This is a genomic window from Corynebacterium urealyticum DSM 7109 (assembly GCF_000069945.1).
In the GTDB taxonomy this organism is placed as follows: domain Bacteria; phylum Actinomycetota; class Actinomycetes; order Mycobacteriales; family Mycobacteriaceae; genus Corynebacterium; species Corynebacterium urealyticum.
This window is the reverse complement of the sequence record NC_010545.1, coordinates 2,049,850-2,068,225: the sequence shown is the minus strand read 5'-3', so window position 1 is coordinate 2,068,225 and position 18,376 is coordinate 2,049,850. Positions and strand designations below refer to the sequence as shown.

The 18,376-nt window shown below is 64.5% G+C and carries 16 protein-coding genes; 5 read left to right on the top strand and 11 right to left on the bottom strand.

Annotated features, from left to right (window positions below; translation table 11 throughout):
- The first annotated feature begins 64 nt into the window (after positions 1–64).
- Genes CU_RS08930 through CU_RS08920 form a run of 3 tightly spaced genes read left to right on the top strand, consistent with a single transcriptional unit; the run spans position 65 to position 3,128 of the window.
- Positions 65–1,372, top strand: coding sequence for a sodium/glutamate symporter (locus CU_RS08930; RefSeq protein WP_041628627.1), 1,308 nt, complete (start codon positions 65–67; stop codon positions 1,370–1,372).
- Between the two features lie 51 nt (positions 1,373–1,423).
- Entirely contained in the window at positions 1,424–2,713 is a 1,290-nt protein-coding gene (locus CU_RS08925; protein ID WP_012361015.1) for an adenylosuccinate synthase, read from the top strand.
- Positions 2,714–2,765: 52 nt separating this feature from the next.
- Positions 2,766–3,128, top strand: a complete 363-nt coding sequence (locus CU_RS08920) for a hypothetical protein (RefSeq protein WP_012361014.1) — start codon at positions 2,766–2,768, stop codon at positions 3,126–3,128.
- Here CU_RS08920 and CU_RS08915 read toward each other — a convergent pair whose 3' ends face one another.
- The 10 genes from CU_RS08915 to CU_RS08870 all read right to left on the bottom strand — a co-directional run bounded on the left by CU_RS08915 (position 3,129) and on the right by CU_RS08870 (position 12,812).
- Positions 3,129–3,746 (bottom strand): CueP family metal-binding protein, encoded by a 618-nt coding sequence (locus CU_RS08915; protein ID WP_012361013.1) that lies wholly within the window; start codon positions 3,744–3,746, stop codon positions 3,129–3,131.
- A gap of 185 nt (positions 3,747–3,931) precedes the next feature.
- Entirely contained in the window at positions 3,932–4,816 is an 885-nt protein-coding gene (locus CU_RS08910; RefSeq protein WP_012361012.1) for an urease accessory protein UreD, read from the bottom strand.
- 3 nt (positions 4,817–4,819) lie between these two features.
- Positions 4,820–5,437, bottom strand: a complete 618-nt coding sequence (gene ureG, locus CU_RS08905) for an urease accessory protein UreG (RefSeq protein WP_012361011.1) — start codon at positions 5,435–5,437, stop codon at positions 4,820–4,822.
- Between the two features lie 158 nt (positions 5,438–5,595).
- Complete coding sequence (locus CU_RS08900; RefSeq protein WP_012361010.1) at positions 5,596–6,390, bottom strand: urease accessory protein UreF; 795 nt, start codon at positions 6,388–6,390, stop codon at positions 5,596–5,598.
- Positions 6,371–6,847 (bottom strand): urease accessory protein UreE, encoded by a 477-nt coding sequence (gene ureE / locus CU_RS08895; protein ID WP_012361009.1) that lies wholly within the window; start codon positions 6,845–6,847, stop codon positions 6,371–6,373. Before ureE ends, CU_RS08900 begins: the two co-directional genes overlap by 20 nt.
- A 146-nt stretch (positions 6,848–6,993) precedes the next feature.
- Positions 6,994–8,709: an urease subunit alpha gene (gene ureC / locus CU_RS08890; RefSeq protein WP_012361008.1), complete on the bottom strand. Its 1,716-nt coding sequence runs from the start codon at positions 8,707–8,709 to the stop codon at positions 6,994–6,996.
- A 58-nt stretch (positions 8,710–8,767) separates the two neighbouring features.
- Complete coding sequence (locus CU_RS08885; RefSeq protein WP_012361007.1) at positions 8,768–9,079, bottom strand: urease subunit beta; 312 nt, start codon at positions 9,077–9,079, stop codon at positions 8,768–8,770.
- A 60-nt stretch (positions 9,080–9,139) separates the two neighbouring features.
- The gene (locus CU_RS08880) at positions 9,140–9,442 is read right to left on the bottom strand and encodes an urease subunit gamma (RefSeq protein WP_012361006.1); all 303 of its coding nucleotides are present in this window, start codon (positions 9,440–9,442) and stop codon (positions 9,140–9,142) included.
- Between the two features lie 333 nt (positions 9,443–9,775).
- Complete coding sequence (locus CU_RS08875) at positions 9,776–11,572, bottom strand: choline/carnitine O-acyltransferase (protein ID WP_012361005.1); 1,797 nt, start codon at positions 11,570–11,572, stop codon at positions 9,776–9,778.
- Between the two features lie 10 nt (positions 11,573–11,582).
- On the bottom strand, positions 11,583–12,812 hold the full coding sequence (locus CU_RS08870) for a YibE/F family protein (RefSeq protein WP_012361004.1): 1,230 nt from the start codon (positions 12,810–12,812) through the stop codon (positions 11,583–11,585).
- A 123-nt stretch (positions 12,813–12,935) separates the two neighbouring features.
- Here CU_RS08870 and CU_RS08865 point away from each other — a divergent pair, with 123 nt between their 5' ends.
- Both CU_RS08865 and CU_RS08860 read left to right on the top strand, forming a co-directional pair.
- Complete coding sequence (locus CU_RS08865; RefSeq protein ID WP_012361003.1) at positions 12,936–14,108, top strand: nucleoside hydrolase; 1,173 nt, start codon at positions 12,936–12,938, stop codon at positions 14,106–14,108.
- Positions 14,109–14,304: 196 nt separating this feature from the next.
- On the top strand, positions 14,305–15,876 hold the full coding sequence (locus CU_RS08860) for an alpha/beta fold hydrolase (RefSeq protein ID WP_231837661.1): 1,572 nt from the start codon (positions 14,305–14,307) through the stop codon (positions 15,874–15,876).
- A gap of 104 nt (positions 15,877–15,980) precedes the next feature.
- On the opposite strand, the gene metE is transcribed toward CU_RS08860, so the two are convergent.
- Positions 15,981–18,263, bottom strand: a complete 2,283-nt coding sequence (gene metE / locus CU_RS08855; protein WP_012361001.1) for a 5-methyltetrahydropteroyltriglutamate--homocysteine S-methyltransferase — start codon at positions 18,261–18,263, stop codon at positions 15,981–15,983.
- Between the last annotated feature and the right edge of the window lie 113 nt (positions 18,264–18,376).

Here is an 18,376-nt window from a genome sequence, read left to right as displayed (position 1 = left end):
AGAACCCGTACGAGAAGAAAGGTGATTTATTCACGTGGATGGCTTCACACCCTTCGACGTCGTGATGGATATCGGCTGGATTTCGGTGCTGCTCATCGTGGGAAACCTCATGCGGCGCTTCATCCCTTGGTTCCAGAAACTCCTGATTCCCGCTCCAATCACCGCGGGCCTGCTGGGGCTGCTGCTGGGGCCCAATGGGTTGGGGCTGATCCAGTTCAGCGAACACTTCGGGGACTATGCGACCATCCTCATCGCTGTCGTCTTCGGTGCGCTGCCGTTCACGATGAATTTCGACGCCAAGGTGCGCCAGGGCGCGCGCACGATGTGGTCCTACTCCGTGGGCATGTACCTGGCGCAGTGGGGCTTCTTCGCACTGTTGGGTGTGCTGCTGTTCGCCCCGCTGTTTGGGACGCCAGACTGGTTCGGCATCATGCTGCCCGTCGGCTTCGTCGGTGGTTTCGGCGTCGCGGCCGCGGTCGGTGGCGCGCTGGACTCCGCGGGCATGACTGAGGCCACGAGCCTGGGCTTCACCGCCGCTGCGGTGGGCATGTTCTCCGCGATCATCGGTGGTGTGATCTTCGCCCGGTGGGGCTCGAAGCGGGGCCACACCAATGAGCTGCCCCGCCTGGACCAGCTGCCGGAGGAGATGCGCACCGGCATTATTTCCCTGCCTGGCCAGCGCCCGAGCGTGGGGCGGGCGACCACGAGCCCGTCCTCGATCGAGCCGATCGCGTTGCACATCGCGGTGCTGACCGTGACGATCTTCCTGGCGAATATCCTGACCAACTGGCTCAATGAGACCTTCCCGGCCTTGAGCTTCCCGCTGTTCGCGATGGCCTTCCTCGTCGGCTTGGCCGGGGTGGGAGCGCTCCACCTGCTCAAGGCCCCGCACTACCTGGACACGAAGCTGATGGGTTCAGTCTCGGGTGCGTCGACGGACTTCCTGGTGGCGGTGGGCATTGCTTCCATCGTCCCGGCGGTGGTCGCGAGCTACATCGTCCCGCTGATCATCCTGTTCCTGGTGGGGTTGGCCTTCTGCCTGTTCCTCTTCTTCTACGTTGCGCCCCGCACCTTCGATCACGGCTGGTTCGAGCGCGCGGTGTTCAGCTGGGGCTGGGCCACTGCCTCGGTGGCCACGGGTATTGCCGTGCTGAAGATCGTCGACCCGGAGATGCGCTCCGGCACCCTCGAAGAGTTCGGTATGGCCTACGTGGGCTTCGCCCCCTTCGAGATCGCTGCGGCGATCCTCGCACCCATCGCGATCATCGCGGGGCTGGTGTGGCTCTTCGGCGGAGTCGCCCTCATCGCCGGGCTGGTGATGCTGATCCCACCGATCCTCGCGCTGAAGAAGAGCCGGGCCACGACCTCGTAGTATGATCTTTAAGTTGGACTACCCCCAATAAGCGAGGACAAGAGAAGTCAAATGGCAGCAATCATCGTTGTCGGTGCCCAGTGGGGCGATGAGGGCAAGGGTAAGGCGACGGACATCCTGGGTGGCCAGGTCGACTACGTCGTGAAGCCCAACGGCGGTAACAACGCCGGCCACACCGTCGTCGTGGGAGGGGAGAAGTACGAGCTGAAGCTCCTGCCGGCCGGCATCCTCTCCGACAACGCCACCTCCATCATTGGCAATGGCTGCGTGGTGAACCTGGAGGCCCTGTTCGAGGAGATCGACGGCCTTCAGGCCCGCGGTGCGGACACCTCCCACCTGCGTGTCTCCGCCAACGCTCAGCTCGTCGCCCCGTACCACGTGGCGATCGACCGCGTCTCCGAGCGCTTCCTCGGTAAGCGCGCCATCGGCACCACCGGCCGCGGCATCGGCCCGACTTACCAGGACAAGGTCGGCCGGGTCGGCATCCGTGCCCAGGACCTGCTGGACGAGTCCATCCTGCGCCAGAAGATCGAATCCGCGCTGGACAAGAAGAACCAGATGCTGGTGAAGATGTACAACCGCCGCGCTATTGAGCCGGAGGAGGTCGTGCAGTACTTCCTGTCCTACGCGGACCGCCTGGCCCCGATGCTCATCGATTCCTCGAAGGTCCTCAACGAGGCCCTGGACCGCGGCGAGCGCGTGCTGATGGAGGGCGGCCAGGCCACCATGCTGGACGTGGACCACGGCACCTACCCGTTCGTCACCTCCTCCAACCCGACCACCGGTGGCGCCTGCGTGGGCTCGGGCGTGGGCCCGACCCGCATCACCAGCTCCCTGGGCATCATCAAGGCCTACACCACCCGCGTTGGTGCCGGCCCGTTCCCGACGGAGCTCTTCGACAAGTGGGGCGAGTACCTGCAGACCACCGGTGGTGAGGTCGGCGTGAACACCGGCCGCCCGCGCCGCTGCGGTTGGTACGACTCCGTCATCGCGCGCTACGCCTCCCGCGTCAACGGCTTCACGGACTACTTCCTGACGAAGCTGGACGTCCTGACCGGAATCGGTGAGATCCCGATCTGCGTGGCCTACGACGTCGACGGTGTGCGCCACGACGAGATGCCGATGACCCAGACCGAGTTCCACCACGCCACCCCGATCTACGAGACGATGCCGGCGTGGGACGAGGACATCACCGGCTGCCGCACCTTCGAGGAGCTGCCGGAGAAGGCGCAGGATTACGTCAAGCGCCTGGAGGAGCTCTCCGGCTGCCGCATGTCCTACATCGGCGTGGGCCCGGGTCGCGATCAGACCATCGTGATCAATGACATCCTCAAGGACTAGCGGGGATAGTCAGACCCACGGTGCGGGCGGAGAACCGGTAGGCGAGCAGGCGATGAGCCCGGCAAGCGAGCCGGTGAGCGCACCTAGCCGGGAGACCGATTGGGTCTTCGCCGCCTCCAACGGCTTTGCCCACCGGGTGGGTGACGCCGAGGAGCTGCACCAGTTGCTGGCGGCCGCGCTTCAGGCACCGGTGGCGGCCGGACTGGAGTGGGTCCAGGTGCAGCACGCGGTAGAAACACACGTCTACGTGGCCTTCGACGCTGTGGATGCCCACGAGGACGCCAGCGCTGCAGCCTCCGGGCAGCAAAAATGGCGGGTCAGCGCCGATGAATCGACACGACCCGCCATGGGGGAGGCCACCGGTGCCGCGTTAACCCCGGATGAGGCAGCGCAGCTTGCCCGGCGGCTGCTCTAGTTAACTCAGCTTGAGGTCAGTGACACACGTAGCGCCATCTGCTTTGGTGGAAAAATCGGCGCTGCCTGATTTTCCTTCGTGAGTGACTTCGATCTCGCCATCGATATTCCGCGGCAGCCATACGCCGTAGAAACCGTTATCGAAGGTCTTTACGCGCTCGTCGACCAGTACTCGATTCGAGCCTGATTCGGTAATTTTGATGTGAATCGGGGCGTTACGCATTTCCCCCTGGCACGTTGTCAGGCTGTGGAACGTGCAGGGGTGAGTGCTATCAACGTAGGGCGCGAAGGACACGTACGTCTTGTCTTTGGGCATATCCATAGCGGAGCTGCCGTCGTTGGTGCTCAGCTCCAGCTGATCGATGCGTACGGAGGCGATGAGGTCCTTCGGCCGTTCGTTTACCGGCATCTGATCCAGGGCATCGACCACATCCTCGACGTTGCGATTCTCCAAGGAATATGGGGCGAGGATGTCCGCAGGGGTCATCTGGGCGTTTTCCTCGCTCTGGGATTCGACGGCGCTCGTCGCAGTATCAGTCGACGGGTCGCCACTGGAAGCACATCCGGCGAGCCCGAGTGTTACGGCAGCGAGGAGGAAGGGGAGCTGGGTTTTGCGCACGTTTAACGCGGACCTCGTTCTTCAACTGAGTGGGTGATGGAACTTGTCCAGCATGGCACAATGCCGGGGCAAAAATGCCCCGGCATTGGCGTGGAGTCCTCTGTGAATCCGTTGATAGCAGCCGGAACTTGAATTGCAAAGAGCCTTGTGTGCTCTAGATGCAGTTTGCCCGGCGGCTGCTCTAACTAGTACTTGCGCAGGTGCAGCCGCGGCTGGTTGCGGAACTTCGCGCGGAGGAAGTTAGCGACCTCCGTATTCAGCAGGTACAGATCCTCCGTCAGCGTGCCGAGGGAGCGCAGCGCGAGCCCCGGCCCGTCGATGAGGGTGACCCCGAAGCGCACGGTCTCCTTGAACTCCAGGCCCGCGAGGTACTCCCGCAGCTCGTCCAGCAGCGCGGCGTCGATGCGCCGGTCTACGGCCAGCAGGGAGCCCACGTGGGTCTGGTCCTCCATGTAGAGGATGGAGTCCTCGGTGAACTCGCTGGAGCCCGGCAGGATCAGCAGGTTATCCAGCACCGCGAGCGTGCCATCCACCTCGACGGTGGTGTGCAGGCGCACGTCCTGGAACTTAAAACGGGTGCCGTCCGGGGACCAGCCCGGCGTCACGATCTCCGCGGTGACCAGGGAGGCGCTGGAGTCCATCTGCACGTTCATGAACTGCGCATAGGAGGCGTCCTCGTACGCGATCAGCTGATCGGGCAGGTACTCGAAGACGGCGGCCTCGCCCAGCACGACGTGGACGTCCTGCAGGGAGCGATCATCCGGCGTCTTGTAGATCTTCGTCGCGGACTGGTCGCTCAGCAGCAGGCTCGCGCCCTCGTCCACGCGGACGGTGATGTGGTAATCATCGCCGCGCAGGTAGCCGCCGCCCGGGTTGACGATCTGGTAGTAGACCTGGCCGGAATCGTCGAGGTAGTGGGGGCGGATAACGCGCAGGGCGTTGTGGTAGTACTGCCGCTTTGAGTAGGACTTACCCTCTCGCTGCGCGATGTGCAGGTCGAGCCTGCCGATGGGGTCGCGCAGCGAGTGATACCGCTTCGGTGGGGTGTCGATGAACGGGGAGGCTTTCACGGATTAGCTCTCCGCCAGGTCGCTCATCAGGACGTCCTCGCGGATCCAGCGCAGGACGCCGTCGAGGCCCTCGTCGGTCTTCAGGTTGGTCATGACGAAGGGCTTCTCGCCGCGGAAGTTCTTGGAGTCGGCTTCCATGACGGACAGGTCGGCGCCGACGTAGGGTGCCAGGTCCGTCTTGTTGATGACGAAGAGGTCGGACTTGATCATGCCCTGGCCGGCCTTGCGCGGGATCTTCTCGCCCTGCGCGACGTCGATGATGTAGATGGAGAAGTCGACGAGCTCCGGGGAGAAGGTTGCGGAGAGGTTATCGCCGCCGGACTCGACGAAGACGATGTCCAGGTTCGGGTGGCGCTTGACGATCTCCTCGTAGGCCGCGTCGTTCATGGACGTGTCCTCACGGATAGCGGTGTGCGGGCAGCCACCGGTCTCGACACCGATGATGCGGTCCTCATCCAGGACGGAGTTGCGTGCCAGGATCTTCGCATCCTCGAGGGTGTAAATATCGTTCGTGATCGCGGCCATCTCGATCTCGCCGTCGAGGGCGCGGGTGATGCGCTCGATGAGCTCGGTCTTGCCGGAGCCGACCGGGCCGCCGATACCAATCTTGATAGGTGCCATGATTCTCTAGGCCTTCTTTCTTGTCTTCTTTTACTCTTATATTTCAGCGCGCCGCTGGTCTTGGGTATTCCCCAGATAGCGGGGGAGCAGCGGGTGCGCGGTGCCCTTGGTGCCGCGCCGGAGAATCCTTGGATTACCGGCGGGGCTGTGCCCAAGGGCTAGGACATAAACATGCGGGAACGGTGCGTCTCGTGCTGGATCTGCGCGATCTCCAGGCCGGGGGAGGACATGCCGAGGTCGATCATCCCCAGGGTGAAAATCTTCTCCGCGGTGCGGTTAATGACTGGGTACATCGCGGAGAGCACTCGCTGTCCGGCGTCCTGGCCAATCGGGATGCCGCGGATCCCGTTCTGCGTCAGCGAGACGGTCAGCTGCATGAGGTAGCTGCGCACCGCTTCGGAGATATCCAGGCCGAGCACGCCCAGGGCCAGTCCGTGCACGATAGCGGGGCTGCCGTGCAGCTCGCCCTCGCGGACGTCCTTGCAATAGCGCTGCAGGATTGGGGACTCGGGCACCGCGACGGGGCCGATCTTGGCCATGCGGGTGCCCATGGAGGAGTTCGCATCGCGGACCTGGCGTGGCACGAGGGAGACGTGCGCGAGCTGGTCGAGCTCAGTCAGGCGCGCGTAGGCGGCGTCCTCGTCGAGCTCACCGCTGTTGATCTGCGCGCCGACCTCTGCAGCGAAGCGGCAGATCAGGCCGTCGTTATAGGCTGCCTGGCGCAGATAGGCCCGCAGCCAGGTCGCGAAGGTGTCCGGGTCGTGGACGTCGTCGCGCTGCAGGTAGGTCTCCATGCCGTAGGAGTGGCTGAAGCCACCGGTGGGCAGCGCGGAGTCCGTGAAGTGCAGCATTGCGAGCTGCGCGCGAACCGCGGAGGGGACGTGCTGTGGGCCGGTCTCGGCCTGCTCGGTCTTCTTCCCGTTCTTCTTGCTCTTAGTGGGAGTGTTCTGCATGGCGAAATGCCTCCGGCATTACTCGGTCTTCGCGGCTGTACTGCGCGTCGACGTGCTTGAGGTGGTCCTCGACCGTGTGGTCGTACTGGAGCACCATGACGGTTTCGCCGTACTCGGAATCCTCACCGAAGAACTGGGCCTGGAGGTGGCGGTTGCCCAGGGAGTGGGCGACCTTGCCCATCTCCAGGGTGTTGCGCGGGCGGTAGACCAGGACGTCGGTCGGCAGCACCTCGACGGTGATCAGCAGGCTGTCGTTCTGGTACAGGATGTCGCCGTCCTTGAGCTCCTTGACCTCCGACGGCAGGCGAAGGCCGATCTCGCGGTCTGCGTCGGTGGTGACGCGCTGGATGCGCTTGACCAGGTCGAGGTTCGGCAGCTTGACCTTTTCCTCGGTGTACTGGGCGATCTCATCGGCGGAGAGCTGTGCGCGGTTCCCCAGAATCTCGGTGATAATCATTTCCGGCTCCTAATAAATGACGTTGCTCAATTGACTGCGTGTTTATTTATGCAGCCTCAAGTCTAACGAAAAAGAATGCACCGCGATGGCGGCAAAAGCCGCCGGTCGCGGTGCATTAGATCACAGAAGCAATACTGCCTTTGGCTTTAGAAGAGGAAGTACTTCTGGCCCATTGGCAGGGTCTCGGTCGGCTTGGAGCCCTCGACGAGCTCGCCGTCCAGGCGGACCTGGTAGGTCTGCGGATCCACCTCGATCTTCGGGGTGGCTGCGTTGTGCTTCAGGTCCTTCTTGGTGATCTCGCGCATGTCGCGTGCCTCGAGCAGGGCACGGCCACCGCGCAGCTTATCCTCGACGCCGGACTGCAGAGCGACGCTCGGAACGAAGGTTACTGCTGCGGTCTCGGAGGCTGCGCCGGTAGCGCCCCAGTTACGGCGGTAGGTCACTGGCTGCGGGGTCGGGATGGAGCCGTTGGAGTCGCCCATCTCGGAGTAGGCAGCCTGGCCGGACTTCAGGACCACCTTCGGCTTGATGCCGAAGAAGCGCGGCTCCCAGAGCACCAGGTCAGCCATCTTGCCAACCTCCACGGAGCCAACGAGGTGGCTGATGCCGTGGGCGATGGCCGGGTTGATGGTGTACTTGGAGACGTAGCGCTTGATGCGGTTGTTGTCGTTGCCCTCGGAGTCGCCCTCCAGTGGGCCGCGCTGCTGCTTGTTGATGTGTGCGACCTGCCAGGTGCGCAGGACGACCTCACCGACGCGGCCCATGGCCTGGGAGTCGGAGGAGGTGATGGAGAACACACCGAGGTCGTGCAGCACGTCCTCGACGCCGATCGTCTCGCCACGAATACGGGAGTCTGCGAACGCGACATCCTCCGGGATGTCCTTGTTCAGGTGGTGGCAGACCATGAGCATGTCGAGGTGCTCATCGACGGTGTTCTTGGTGAACGGCAGGGTCGGGTTAGTCGACGCCGGGATCACGTTCTTTTCGCCAGCGATGGCGATGATGTCCGGAGCGTGGCCACCGCCAGCACCCTCGGTGTGGAAGGTGTGGATCGTGCGATGGTCGATGGCCTTAATCGTGTCCTCGAGGTAGCCGTACTCGTTCAGCGTATCCGTGTGGATAGCGATCTGGACATCCAGCTCATCGGCAACCCGCAGCGAGGTGTCGATGGCGGAGCGGGTAGCACCCCAGTCCTCGTGGATCTTCAGGCCGATGGCGCCCGCGCGAATCTGGGCCTTCAGGGGGCCTGGAACTGCCGCGTGGCCCTTGCCGAGGAGGCCGATGTTCACCGGTGCGTCGGAGGTGGCCTCGATCATGCGGTGGATGTGCCACTCGCCCGGGGTGATCGTGGTGGCCTTGGTGCCATCAGCTGGGCCGGTCCCGCCACCGATGAAGGTGGTGGTGCCGTTCGACAGTGCGGTGTCGAACTGATCTGGGGAGATGAAGTGAATGTGGGTATCGATCGCGCCTGCGGTCACGATGGTGTGCTCACCGGCGTAGGCCTCGGTGTTCACGCCGACCGGGATGTCGATGTCATCCTGGACGTCCGGGTTGCCGGCGCGGCCGATGCCCTCGATCAGGCCATCGCGGATGCCGATGTCGGCCTTGTAGATGCCGGTGTGGTCGACGATGATCGCGTTCGTGATGACGGTGTCGACGACGCCCTCGTCGCGGGTCATGCGGGCGTTCATGCCCATGCCCTCGCGGATCACCTTGCCACCGCCGAAGCCGACCTCATCGCCCTTGGCGGTGAGGTCCTTTTCGATGCGCAGGACCAGGTCGGTATCAGCAAGACGAATGCCGTCACCCGTGGTCGGGCCGTACAGCTCCCCGTACTGCTGACGAGAAATCTCGTAAGCCATGAATGCTCTCCTTAGGAGTGAAGTGTGAGAAGTTCTTCGCTGTGTTCTTTAAACGGCGCTAGTCCAGCTTGCCGTTGACCTGCTGGTTGAAGCCGTAGACTTCGCGGTGGCCGCCGAAGTCAATCAGGTCCACGGTGCGCTTGTCGCCTGGTTCGAGGCGGACAGCGGTGCCAGCGGGGATGTCGAGACGCTTGCCATAAGCAGCCTCGCGGTCGAACTCCACAGCCTTGTTGATCTCGTAGAAGTGGAAGTGGGATCCGATCTGGATCGGGCGGTCGCCGGTGTTGGTGACCTCGATGGTCGTGGTCTCGCGACCCTCGTTCAGGATGATCGGCTCGTCGCCGATGAAGTACTCACCGGAAATGGTCATTGAGAAAATCCTCTCGAAGCGTGCCGGTTGCGTGGCCAAACGTGAAGGTTTGGGCGCTACTTAGCGGATCGGGTTGTGGACAGTGACAAGCTTCGTGCCGTCCGGGAAGGTGGCCTCCACCTGGACGTCGGAAATCATCTCCGGGACGCCTTCCATGACGTCGTCGCGAGTCAGGTACTGCTGGCCCTCGCTCATGAGCTCGGCGACGGTCTTGCCGTCACGGGCGCCCTCCATGAGCTCGGCGGTGATGTACGCGACCGCTTCCGGGTGGTTCAGCTTGACGCCGCGCTCCTTGCGGCGACGCGCCACGTCGGCGGCGACAACAATGAGAAGCTTCTCCTGCTCTCGTGCTGTGAGGTGCATGTCTCTCCTGTGGTCAAAGAATGGTTGGGTGAACCCTTATTAGTTCACCGCTCTGCCGATTAATGCCTATTGCTATTCATTACTGCGGCAGGAGCCATGACACCCCGAAGTCTACCATTTTTAAACAGGGGGTAAGGCGGCGATATGAAGCAACAAAGTAATGGTCAAACACATAAAAGATAGTTCGCGCAACGAGTGCGCGAAAATGTGATTAAGGCCATTAATTGCCGAAAGTGATTGATATCACTAAATACATTCATTGGCCACGAGTTAAGTAATTCAGGCAATAAATAAAGGCCGCCGCGGATCATCCACGGCGGCCCTGTTTGGGGCTTATTTTTCCAGCGCCCCCAGGTAGTCCGCGAGCAGCTGGCCAGCAGCCACGAGGTTCTCCAGGAACCACTGTGGATCCTCCGCGCTCTCGCTGTAGCTCACCAGGTACTCGATGTGATCCTGATCCGGCGTGTAGTTCACACCGAAGCCCTCGGCGACGGTCGGCGCAAAAGCATAGCGAATAATCTGATCCGCTGAACCCACCGACGTCGTGGAGAGGAAGTCCCGGAGCGCGAGCGCTACCCCCTCGTCCTTCAGCAGGGCGATGCCGTCCGCACCCTCCTCGGACTTCTGGGCGGTGAAGTTCAGTGCCCACAGGTGGCGATCGATGCCCGCGCCTGCCTTGCAGCTCTTCACCCATGCGCGGTGGGCGGCCAGCACCGCGTCCAGCTTCTCGCGGAGCTCCGCATCCGCCGCAGCGGACTCCGCGTCCTCCGCCTTGATCAAGGCCTTAGCGAAGGCCACGGCCTCCGGGGTCGCAGCGCGCAGGCACTCCGTGCGCCCGGCCTTGTACTCCCGCATATCCACGGCCTCGTAGACCCCGCGGGTGCGGCCAAAGGACAGCTCCTGAGCCAGAGTGAGGATCAGCTGGCTCATCGCACCGGCGCTGAATTTGAAGGGAATCTCATCCTGCGGCAGGCGAGGGGCATCCACGATGCGCAGCTCCGGCTCCGCGCCAACGCTCGCCCCACCCGGGGCGCCCACGCTCGCCAGCTCCTCAGGCACCCGAACCCAGGTCAGCTCCTCGGGGCGGGCCAGCGCCGGCGAACCTGGGGCCTCGTCCTTGACCTTGACCTCCTGGATGCGTCGCAGCGCCGTGACCAGGGTCGCGCCGTCCACCGTGGAATGCTCCACGTGCATGGCCTGGAAGTTCTGAACCGTGCTGATCACGTAGGTGATCGGCTTGTAGACCCAGGCCAGCCCTGTGCTAAACGCAGCACGCCGCAGCAGCTCCGCCTCGGAGCCGCGGGCCGAATCGAGAGAGACGTGGAAGAGCTGGTCGCGCAGCTGGTCATAGGTCTCGGCGTTGTCCCGGTCGCGGATCATCTCGTTGAAGGGCTCCGCCAGCAGGCCCGAGCCCAGGTAGCTCATGTCCGCAAAACCCGGGCGCGCGGCGAGAGCCGCCTCGCCATCCGCCTCAGCCTCCGGGGCTGGAGCATCGACGATCTTGCCGAGTGCGGCGCGGATCGTGGAGATGGACAGGGCATGCCCACTGCCGTCCGAAATGGGGACATTCCACATGCGTCCCTCGTGAAGAACGCCGATCCGGCGGCTACGCGCCCCCTTGGTGCAGCGCAGGATCTCGTCGCGATCCACATTCGGGTGGCGCAGGCCGCCGTTGAAGCAACGCCACTGCGTCGAGCTCAGCGGATTATCGCGGAAATCGCGCTCCTCCGGCATTTGCCCGCGCGCCTGCATCAGGTGCACCTCTGCAATGCGACGGATGACGCGAGCAACCCGATCCAAACCCTCACCGGCGACGTCGATGCGTGCCTGGAAACCGACGTTCGTGGTCACCGGGAGGGAGGTGCGGACGTCGAGGTAATCATCCAACCACTGCTCGGCCAGCCAGCTGGAGTTCTCGGCCTCCTTCTCCTCGGCGAACTCCCGCAGCTGAGCCTGCAGCCGCGGGCCCTCTTGCTGCTTGAAATCGGCGATGGCCTCGTCGGTGTGGGCCAGCTGATCGGTGCTGGCTACGGCACTGACCACATGCCGCAACCGACCCAGGGTGTCCTCTAGTTCCGGCAGCGGCAGAGGCTTCAAAATTGCAGCATTGGATACCGGGTTATTCGTCATGAATTTAATCCTAATGGGTGTGGATATGCGCGTGCCCTGAATCCCTGCTGTTTGGGTCCGCGGTCACAGCCGCGATGGCGGTGGTCAGCGGAATCGCGAGCAGCAACGCGATCGCGCCCGTGACGGAACGCAGCAGCTCGGTGGCCATCACATCCGAGGTAAGCACCTGCTCGATCGGCCGGCCGGAGATGCTCAGCAGCAGCATCATGGGGATCGCAACACCCGCATAGCCCAGCACCAGGGTGTAGACCATGGACGCGATGTGATCCTCACCGACCCGCATGGCGTTGCGGAAGAGCTGCCAGGGCGACGCATCCGGTTCTGCACGCTTGAGCTCAGTGATCGTAGAGGCCTGCGCGATCGTGGCGTCATTAAGCACGCCCAGCGCGCCGATAATCATCCCAGCCAGCATCAGCCCGGTGATGTCCAGCTCCGGCAGATAGAGCAGGATCTGCAGATTCGATTCATCCCCCAAGCCCCGCAGGGAGGTGGAGTCGATGGCTAGCCCCGAGAGCGCCGTGGCGATGGCCACCGCCACCAGGGAACCGCCCATCGCGGCCGCCGATTTCCAGTTCATCCCATGGACCAAGAAGACGACGAGAAGGATGACGGTCGCCGCCGTCGTCACCGCCAACCACAGCGGGGACCCGCCCCGCAGCAACGCGGGCAATAGGAAAGCGAGGATCATCACCATCGTGATCGCCAGCCCCACTAGCGCCCGTAGCCCACGCCAGCGGCCGACCGCGATGATCAGCACGATCGTGGCCAGCACCCATGCCCACAGTGGGCCCGTGCGGTCGTAATCCTGGAAGGCGTAGGTGCCGTGGCTGTGGATCAGCTTGATGCTATCGCCCTCATGCAGCTCCGGTTCGCCGGGCATGTGGCGGGACTCTAGTGCGGTGTATTTGCCCTCGTCGGCGCCGTCGGTGAGTCGAACGATGACCTGCGTGCAGAGCTTCTCCGCGAAGGGGTTCTTATCCTCCGGGATGGATTCGCTGGTCACCCCGATCTCGGTGGCCCCGCACTTCGCGGCGCGGGTGAAGAGCACCTCGCCGCTGGTCAGCGCTCCCGCGTAGCCGGAATTTTGGTAGGCCGGGGTGACCTTGGGCTCCTCGCTGCTGTGTGGCCACTGCACGACGAGGGCGGCGAGGGTGGCGATGGCGAATACCGCCAGTCCGATGGCCAGCACCCACTGGGGTGTGCTCCACCGCGGTGTTGTTTTCTTATGGTGCTTGGCCACGGGTTATCCCTCGCTAAAAATGGCGCGCGGGCGGTCGCGTGCGCGCCGGGTAAAAGAAAAGTATTCCCATTAACTTTGGAGTACCTTACCCGGCGGTCGGGGTGATCGGTAGCGTGAGAAGCTGTGAGCACACCTTCCCTGACGGTCGTTGCCGACGTGGACACCGGCATCGACGATGCCCTCGCCCTGATCTACCTCTATCGGCTGCATCTAGCCAGCCGGATCGACCTCTCGGTGACCACCAGCGCCGGCAACTGCACTGCCGATGACGCCGCCCGTAATTCCGCGGAAGTCTTGCGCGTCGCCGCGGATCAGTGGGGACCTTCTTCTTTAGGACGTCACCGCGCCCAACGCGGTGGGGGTTCGGATGTTTCAATCCCGAAGATCACGATCGGCGCCGCGCAGCCGCGGGTGCTGCCTCTGGTGACGACGCCGGAAACCCACGGACCGCGGGGGTTGGGCTACTGGCTGGGAGAAGCCGGCGATGCTCGGCAGGCGCAGGCAGCAGAATCGCCTGGGCAGGCCGAAGAATCTCCCGCGCCGGGCGGCAGCACATCGGGTGGCACCGCGGCTGCAGCGGTGGCCCACTGGGCAGAAGCTCAGCCCACCCACCTGCTGGTGTGTGGTCCTGCGACGAACCTGGCCTGGGCTGTGGAGCATGCCCCGGAGGTGCTGCGGGGCTGCCAGGTGGTCATCATGGGCGGGGCATTCGGATATCCCGGCAACACCACCCCGGTCGCGGAATGGAACGCCTGGGTAGATCCGCACGCACTGAAACACGCCCTGCAACACTGGCCCACGGGTGCGCCCTTGCCGGTGATCGCCCCGCTGAACATGACCGAGCAGGTGCTGCTCACCCCAAAGCGGCTGCGCAGCTGGGTTCGCTCCCTCGACGCTGGGCAGGACATTGGGCAGGACATTGGGCAGCAGGCGGGTCGGCAGGCTGACAGGCAAGGCGACTGGGCAGGCACGCAGGCGATGTCACAGCTCGGCCAACTGTTGACCGCCGCGCTTGAGTTCTACTTCGAATTTCACGAGCAGGTTGGGGTCGGATACCAGGCGCAGATCCACGACCTTGCCGCCGCGATGGTGCTGCTTGAGGACGTGGACTGTGCCACCCGGGAGTTCCACGTGGACGTGGAAGCCGACTCCGAGCTCACTCGCGGTGCGACCCTGGCCTTCGACCCAAAACCGCCCTTCGGGCAGCAACTCACCCCGAATGCGCGAGTGCTGGAGCGCCTGGACGCCGCCGGGGTGCTGGAGCGCTTTGGCGAGCTACTTGCCGGGCGGCCTTGAGGCTTCCTGTCTGGCATGTCCGAGCCGGTTGTTAGACTTTGTACCGCGAAGTATCAGGTCGCTTGTAGCCACGGGCAACGCGTTAAGCCGCAATAACGCGTGGTCAACGGCGAGGGCGTGGCTGAGGCATGACACGGACGAGAAACAACACGGTGAGGAGCAGTTCCTAGTGCGAGTAGGCCACAAAATTGCAGGAATGCTGGGAGGCCTCGGGTTACTCGGTGCCCTGGTCGCCCCGGTGGCGAACGCAGAACCACAGCAACTTTCCTGGGGCGATTGCCCAGCAGACGTCTTCGTCACGAAGCGGGCGAAATGCGCGGAGTTCCAGGTGCCGATGGACTACTCGAAGCCCGATGGGAAGAAAATCACGCTCACGATGAGCAAGATCCCGGCGACCGGTGCCAAGCGCGGCGTCATCGCTGGCAACCCGGGCGGCCCGGGCGGCAGTGCGCTGGAGATGTTCGCGGACAACGCCGCGCCAGACAAGCTCACCGGGCAGCGGGTCAAGCTCCCCGCCGATGTGCAGGAGCACTACGACCTCATCGCGGTCCAGCCCCGCGGCCTGGCCCACGGGGAGACACTGAACTGCAGTTACGGGCACCTCGCCAGCGGCGTCATCCCGACCCTCGCCGCCGGGCTCTTCCGAGACCTGTGCAACCTCGAGCAGCCCGGCTACTCCCAGCAGGTCACCACCGCAAACACCGCCCGAGACCTCGACCGGGCCCGCCAGCTGTTGGGGGAGGAGCGACTCAACCTCTACGGTGTGTCCTACGGCGGAGTGCTCATGGGCACCTACGCCACGATGTTCCCGCAGCACACCGGCAAGGCCCTGATCGACAGCTCCGCGAGCCCCGAGAGCCTCTGGTTCAAGACCGGCCGCGACCGCGAATCCTGGCGCCGCGACGGGCTGCACGATGTCTTCCAGTGGATCGCCGACCGGGACGACGAGTACCACCTGGGTACCACGCCGCTGCAGGTCTACCAGCGCTGGTCAGCCGTCATTGATAAGGAAAGCGGGGCACCCGCGCAGGTGACACCGCCGCCGGCCGAGATCGGCGACCTGCCAGCAGGGCTGAAGGAACACGCCAACGTCGTGCTGCCCGCCGCGAACCAGGCGTTGCCGCCCGCATGGAGACTCGGCTCAGCCATGGTCACGCTCGCCAAGGGTAAGCAGCAGGCCACGCTGACTTCCCCGCTGTTCACCTTCACCTACTTCGGAGCGCTGTATAACCCGGAGATGCGGCCGAAGCTCGCCGAGTACATCCGAACCGGCAAGCAGCCGAAGATGGAAGGCCAGGAGCTGGGGCCGAATGGCCGGCCGGTCAACCCCGTGACCGGCAAGGAGCTGACCGAGGAAGAAACCATGGGCCTGCTGGAGCAGATGACCTCCCTGGGGTCCGTGGAACGCTCGATCGTCTGCAACGACAACGCCACGCCGACCAAGCCCGAGATGCTGCCGCAGCTGTTCATCGACGAGCTCACCGGCGGCGATTCGGTCTCCGCGATCGAGGGCAACCTCGGCTCGGGCCGGGTGTGCGCGGGCTGGCCGCTGCCGCACCCGGGTGCGCCAATCAACGGTGAGAAGCTGGAGACCAAGCCCCTGCACGTAGGGTTCACGAATGATTCGGCCGTCACCGGTGACGCCATCTGGCAGATGCAGAAGGCCCTCGGCGGCGAGGCCGTACAGGTGCCGGGCCACGCCCACGGCGTGATGCTCGTGGCTCCGGAGAAGGTCGCCGGCAAGGTCAGCGCCTACTTCAACAGCTAGCCACCCGCTCTTCGAGCATGGCAACGGCCCCACGCCGCAGGAGACACTTCCTGCAGTGCGGGGCCGAACGCTTATCCCAGCGTAAGAGGCTAAATCGCGGGGATTTAGAGGGTGGCGCGCGCCTTCTTCGCGGCGTCGACCAGCACCTCGAGGCTGGCGGTGGTCTCCTCCCAGCCACGGGTCTTCAGACCACAGTCCGGGTTGACCCACAGCAGCTCTGGGGCGACGTTAGCCAGCGCATCGGCCAGCAGCTGGTCGACCTCCTCCTGCTTCGGAACACGCGGGGAGTGGATGTCCCACACGCCCGGGCCGACGCCCAGGTCGTAGCCCGCCTCGTGCAGGGCGGCGAGCACCTGCATGCCGTTGCGGGCGGCCTCGATGGAGGTCACATCCGCGTCGAGGTCACCGACCGTGCCGATGAGCTCGTTGAACTCGGAGTAGCACATGTGGGTGTGGATCTGAGTCTTCGGAGCCACGCCGGAGGTCGCCAGGCGGAAGGAGCCCACGGCCCACTTCAGGTACGCCGGCTGCTCAGCCTCCCGCAGCGGCAGCAGCTCGCGGATGGCCGGCTCGTCGACCTGAACAACCTTCGCACCAGCGGAGACGAGGTCGTCGATCTCGTCGCGCAGCGCCAGGGCAACCTGGTCAGCGGTCTCGCCCAGCGGCTGGTCGTCGCGGACGAAGGACCACGCGAGCATCGTCACCGGACCGGTGAGCATGCCCTTGACCGGCTTGTCGGTGAGCTTCTGGGCCTCCTCGAACCAGGAGACGGTCATCGGCTCCGGACGACGGACGTCACCGAACAGGATTGGCGGACGGACACAACGGGAACCGTAGGACTGCACCCACGCGTGTTCGGTGGAGTGGTAGCCCTCCAGCTGCTCGGAGAAGTACTGCACCATGTCGTTGCGCTCCGGCTCACCGTGGACGAGGACGTCCAGGTCCAGCTTCTCCTGGCGCTCGATGACGTCCGCGATCTCGTCGCGCATCGCCTGGGTGTACTGCTCCTCGGTGATCTCACCCTTGCGCAGCTTCGCGCGCGCCTGGCGGATCTGGGTGGTCTGCGGGAAGGAACCGATCGTGGTGGTCGGCAGCGGCGGGAGGTTCAGCTCCTCCTGCTGGGCCTTGCGACGCTCCTCGATATCACCGCGGTGGCGGTCCTCCTCGGTGATCTTGGCGGTGCGCTCGCGGACCTCGTCGTTGTGGGTCAGCTTGGAGGTCGCGCGGGACTGCACGGCCTCGCGGGCCTCGGCCAGTGCCTTCTCGTCGGCCTCGGTGCCCTCGCCGCGCAGGACGCGGGAGAGGAGGGCGACCTCGCGGATCTTTTCCTCACCGAATGCCAGCCAGCTGCGCAGTTCGTCGCTCAGGGTGGTCTCGCGGGACAGGGTGTATGGCACGTGCAGCAGGGACGCGGAGGTGGAGACGGCGACCGGGCCGCGCTCAGCCAGCGCCTTCAGGGTCTCCAGGGCGGCGTCCAAGTCAGTGCGCCAGATGTTGCGGCCGTCGACCACACCGGCGACCAGCAGCTCTTCGCCGGTCCAGTTCGGCAGCTCCTTGCCACCAGCGACGAGGTCGGCGCCGAAAGCGTCGATGCCCAGGCCGCTGAGGGTCTTGATGGCCTGGTCGGCATCGCCGTAGTAGGTCTGGACCAGCAGCTTCAGGCCGGCGTCGTGGGCGAGTTGGGTGAGCTTCTTGTAGCCAGCCTTGACGCGGGACAGGGTGGCTGGGTCGACGTCGGTGACTAGGGAAGGCTCGTCGAGCTGCAGCCAGGTGACACCGCGGTCAGCGATGCGTGGCAGCAGGCGGCCGTAGGTCTCGAAGAGGGACTCCAGGTGCTCCAGCGGGTTCGAGCCGTCGGTGGAGCGGGCGAGTGCCAGGTAGGTGAACGGTCCGACCAGAACCGGGCGGACCTTGTCGCCGTGGCGGTTGACCTGGTCGCGGATGTCGTCGAGCCAGGCGCCGTCCTCGAGGCGGAACTCCTGGTCAGCGGACAGTTCCGGGACGATGTAGTGGTAGTTGGTGTCGAACCACTTGGTCATCGCGGAGGCCGGCAACTCAGCGGTGCCGCGGGCAGCGGCGAAGAGGCGGTCGATGAACTGTGGGAGGCCGTCGTTCTCGTGGTCGCTGATATCGGCGACGCGCTCCGGCAGGGCGCCGAGGATCGCGGAGGTGTCGAGGATGGCGTCGTAGTAGGAGCGGCCCTGGAAGGGGGCGGAGTCGAGGCCCTCGTTGACCAGGCCGTCGGTGTAGTCATTGACCAGGCGGGTGGCGGTGCCGGCGAGGTCGCGGCCGGTGGCAGAGTCGCGCCAGTATGCCTCGAGCGCCTTCTTGAGCTCGCGATCAGGTCCGATGCGTGGGACCCCGGCGGTGGTTGCGTGGAAAGTCATGTTTTCCTTCTTCGTGGTTGGTGTTGGTGACTCACACAGCGGTCGTGCCCAACCCGAAGGCGCAAGAAAGCGTGAAACCCCGGGTGATATTCCCTAGCGGCTGCGGCGGTGGT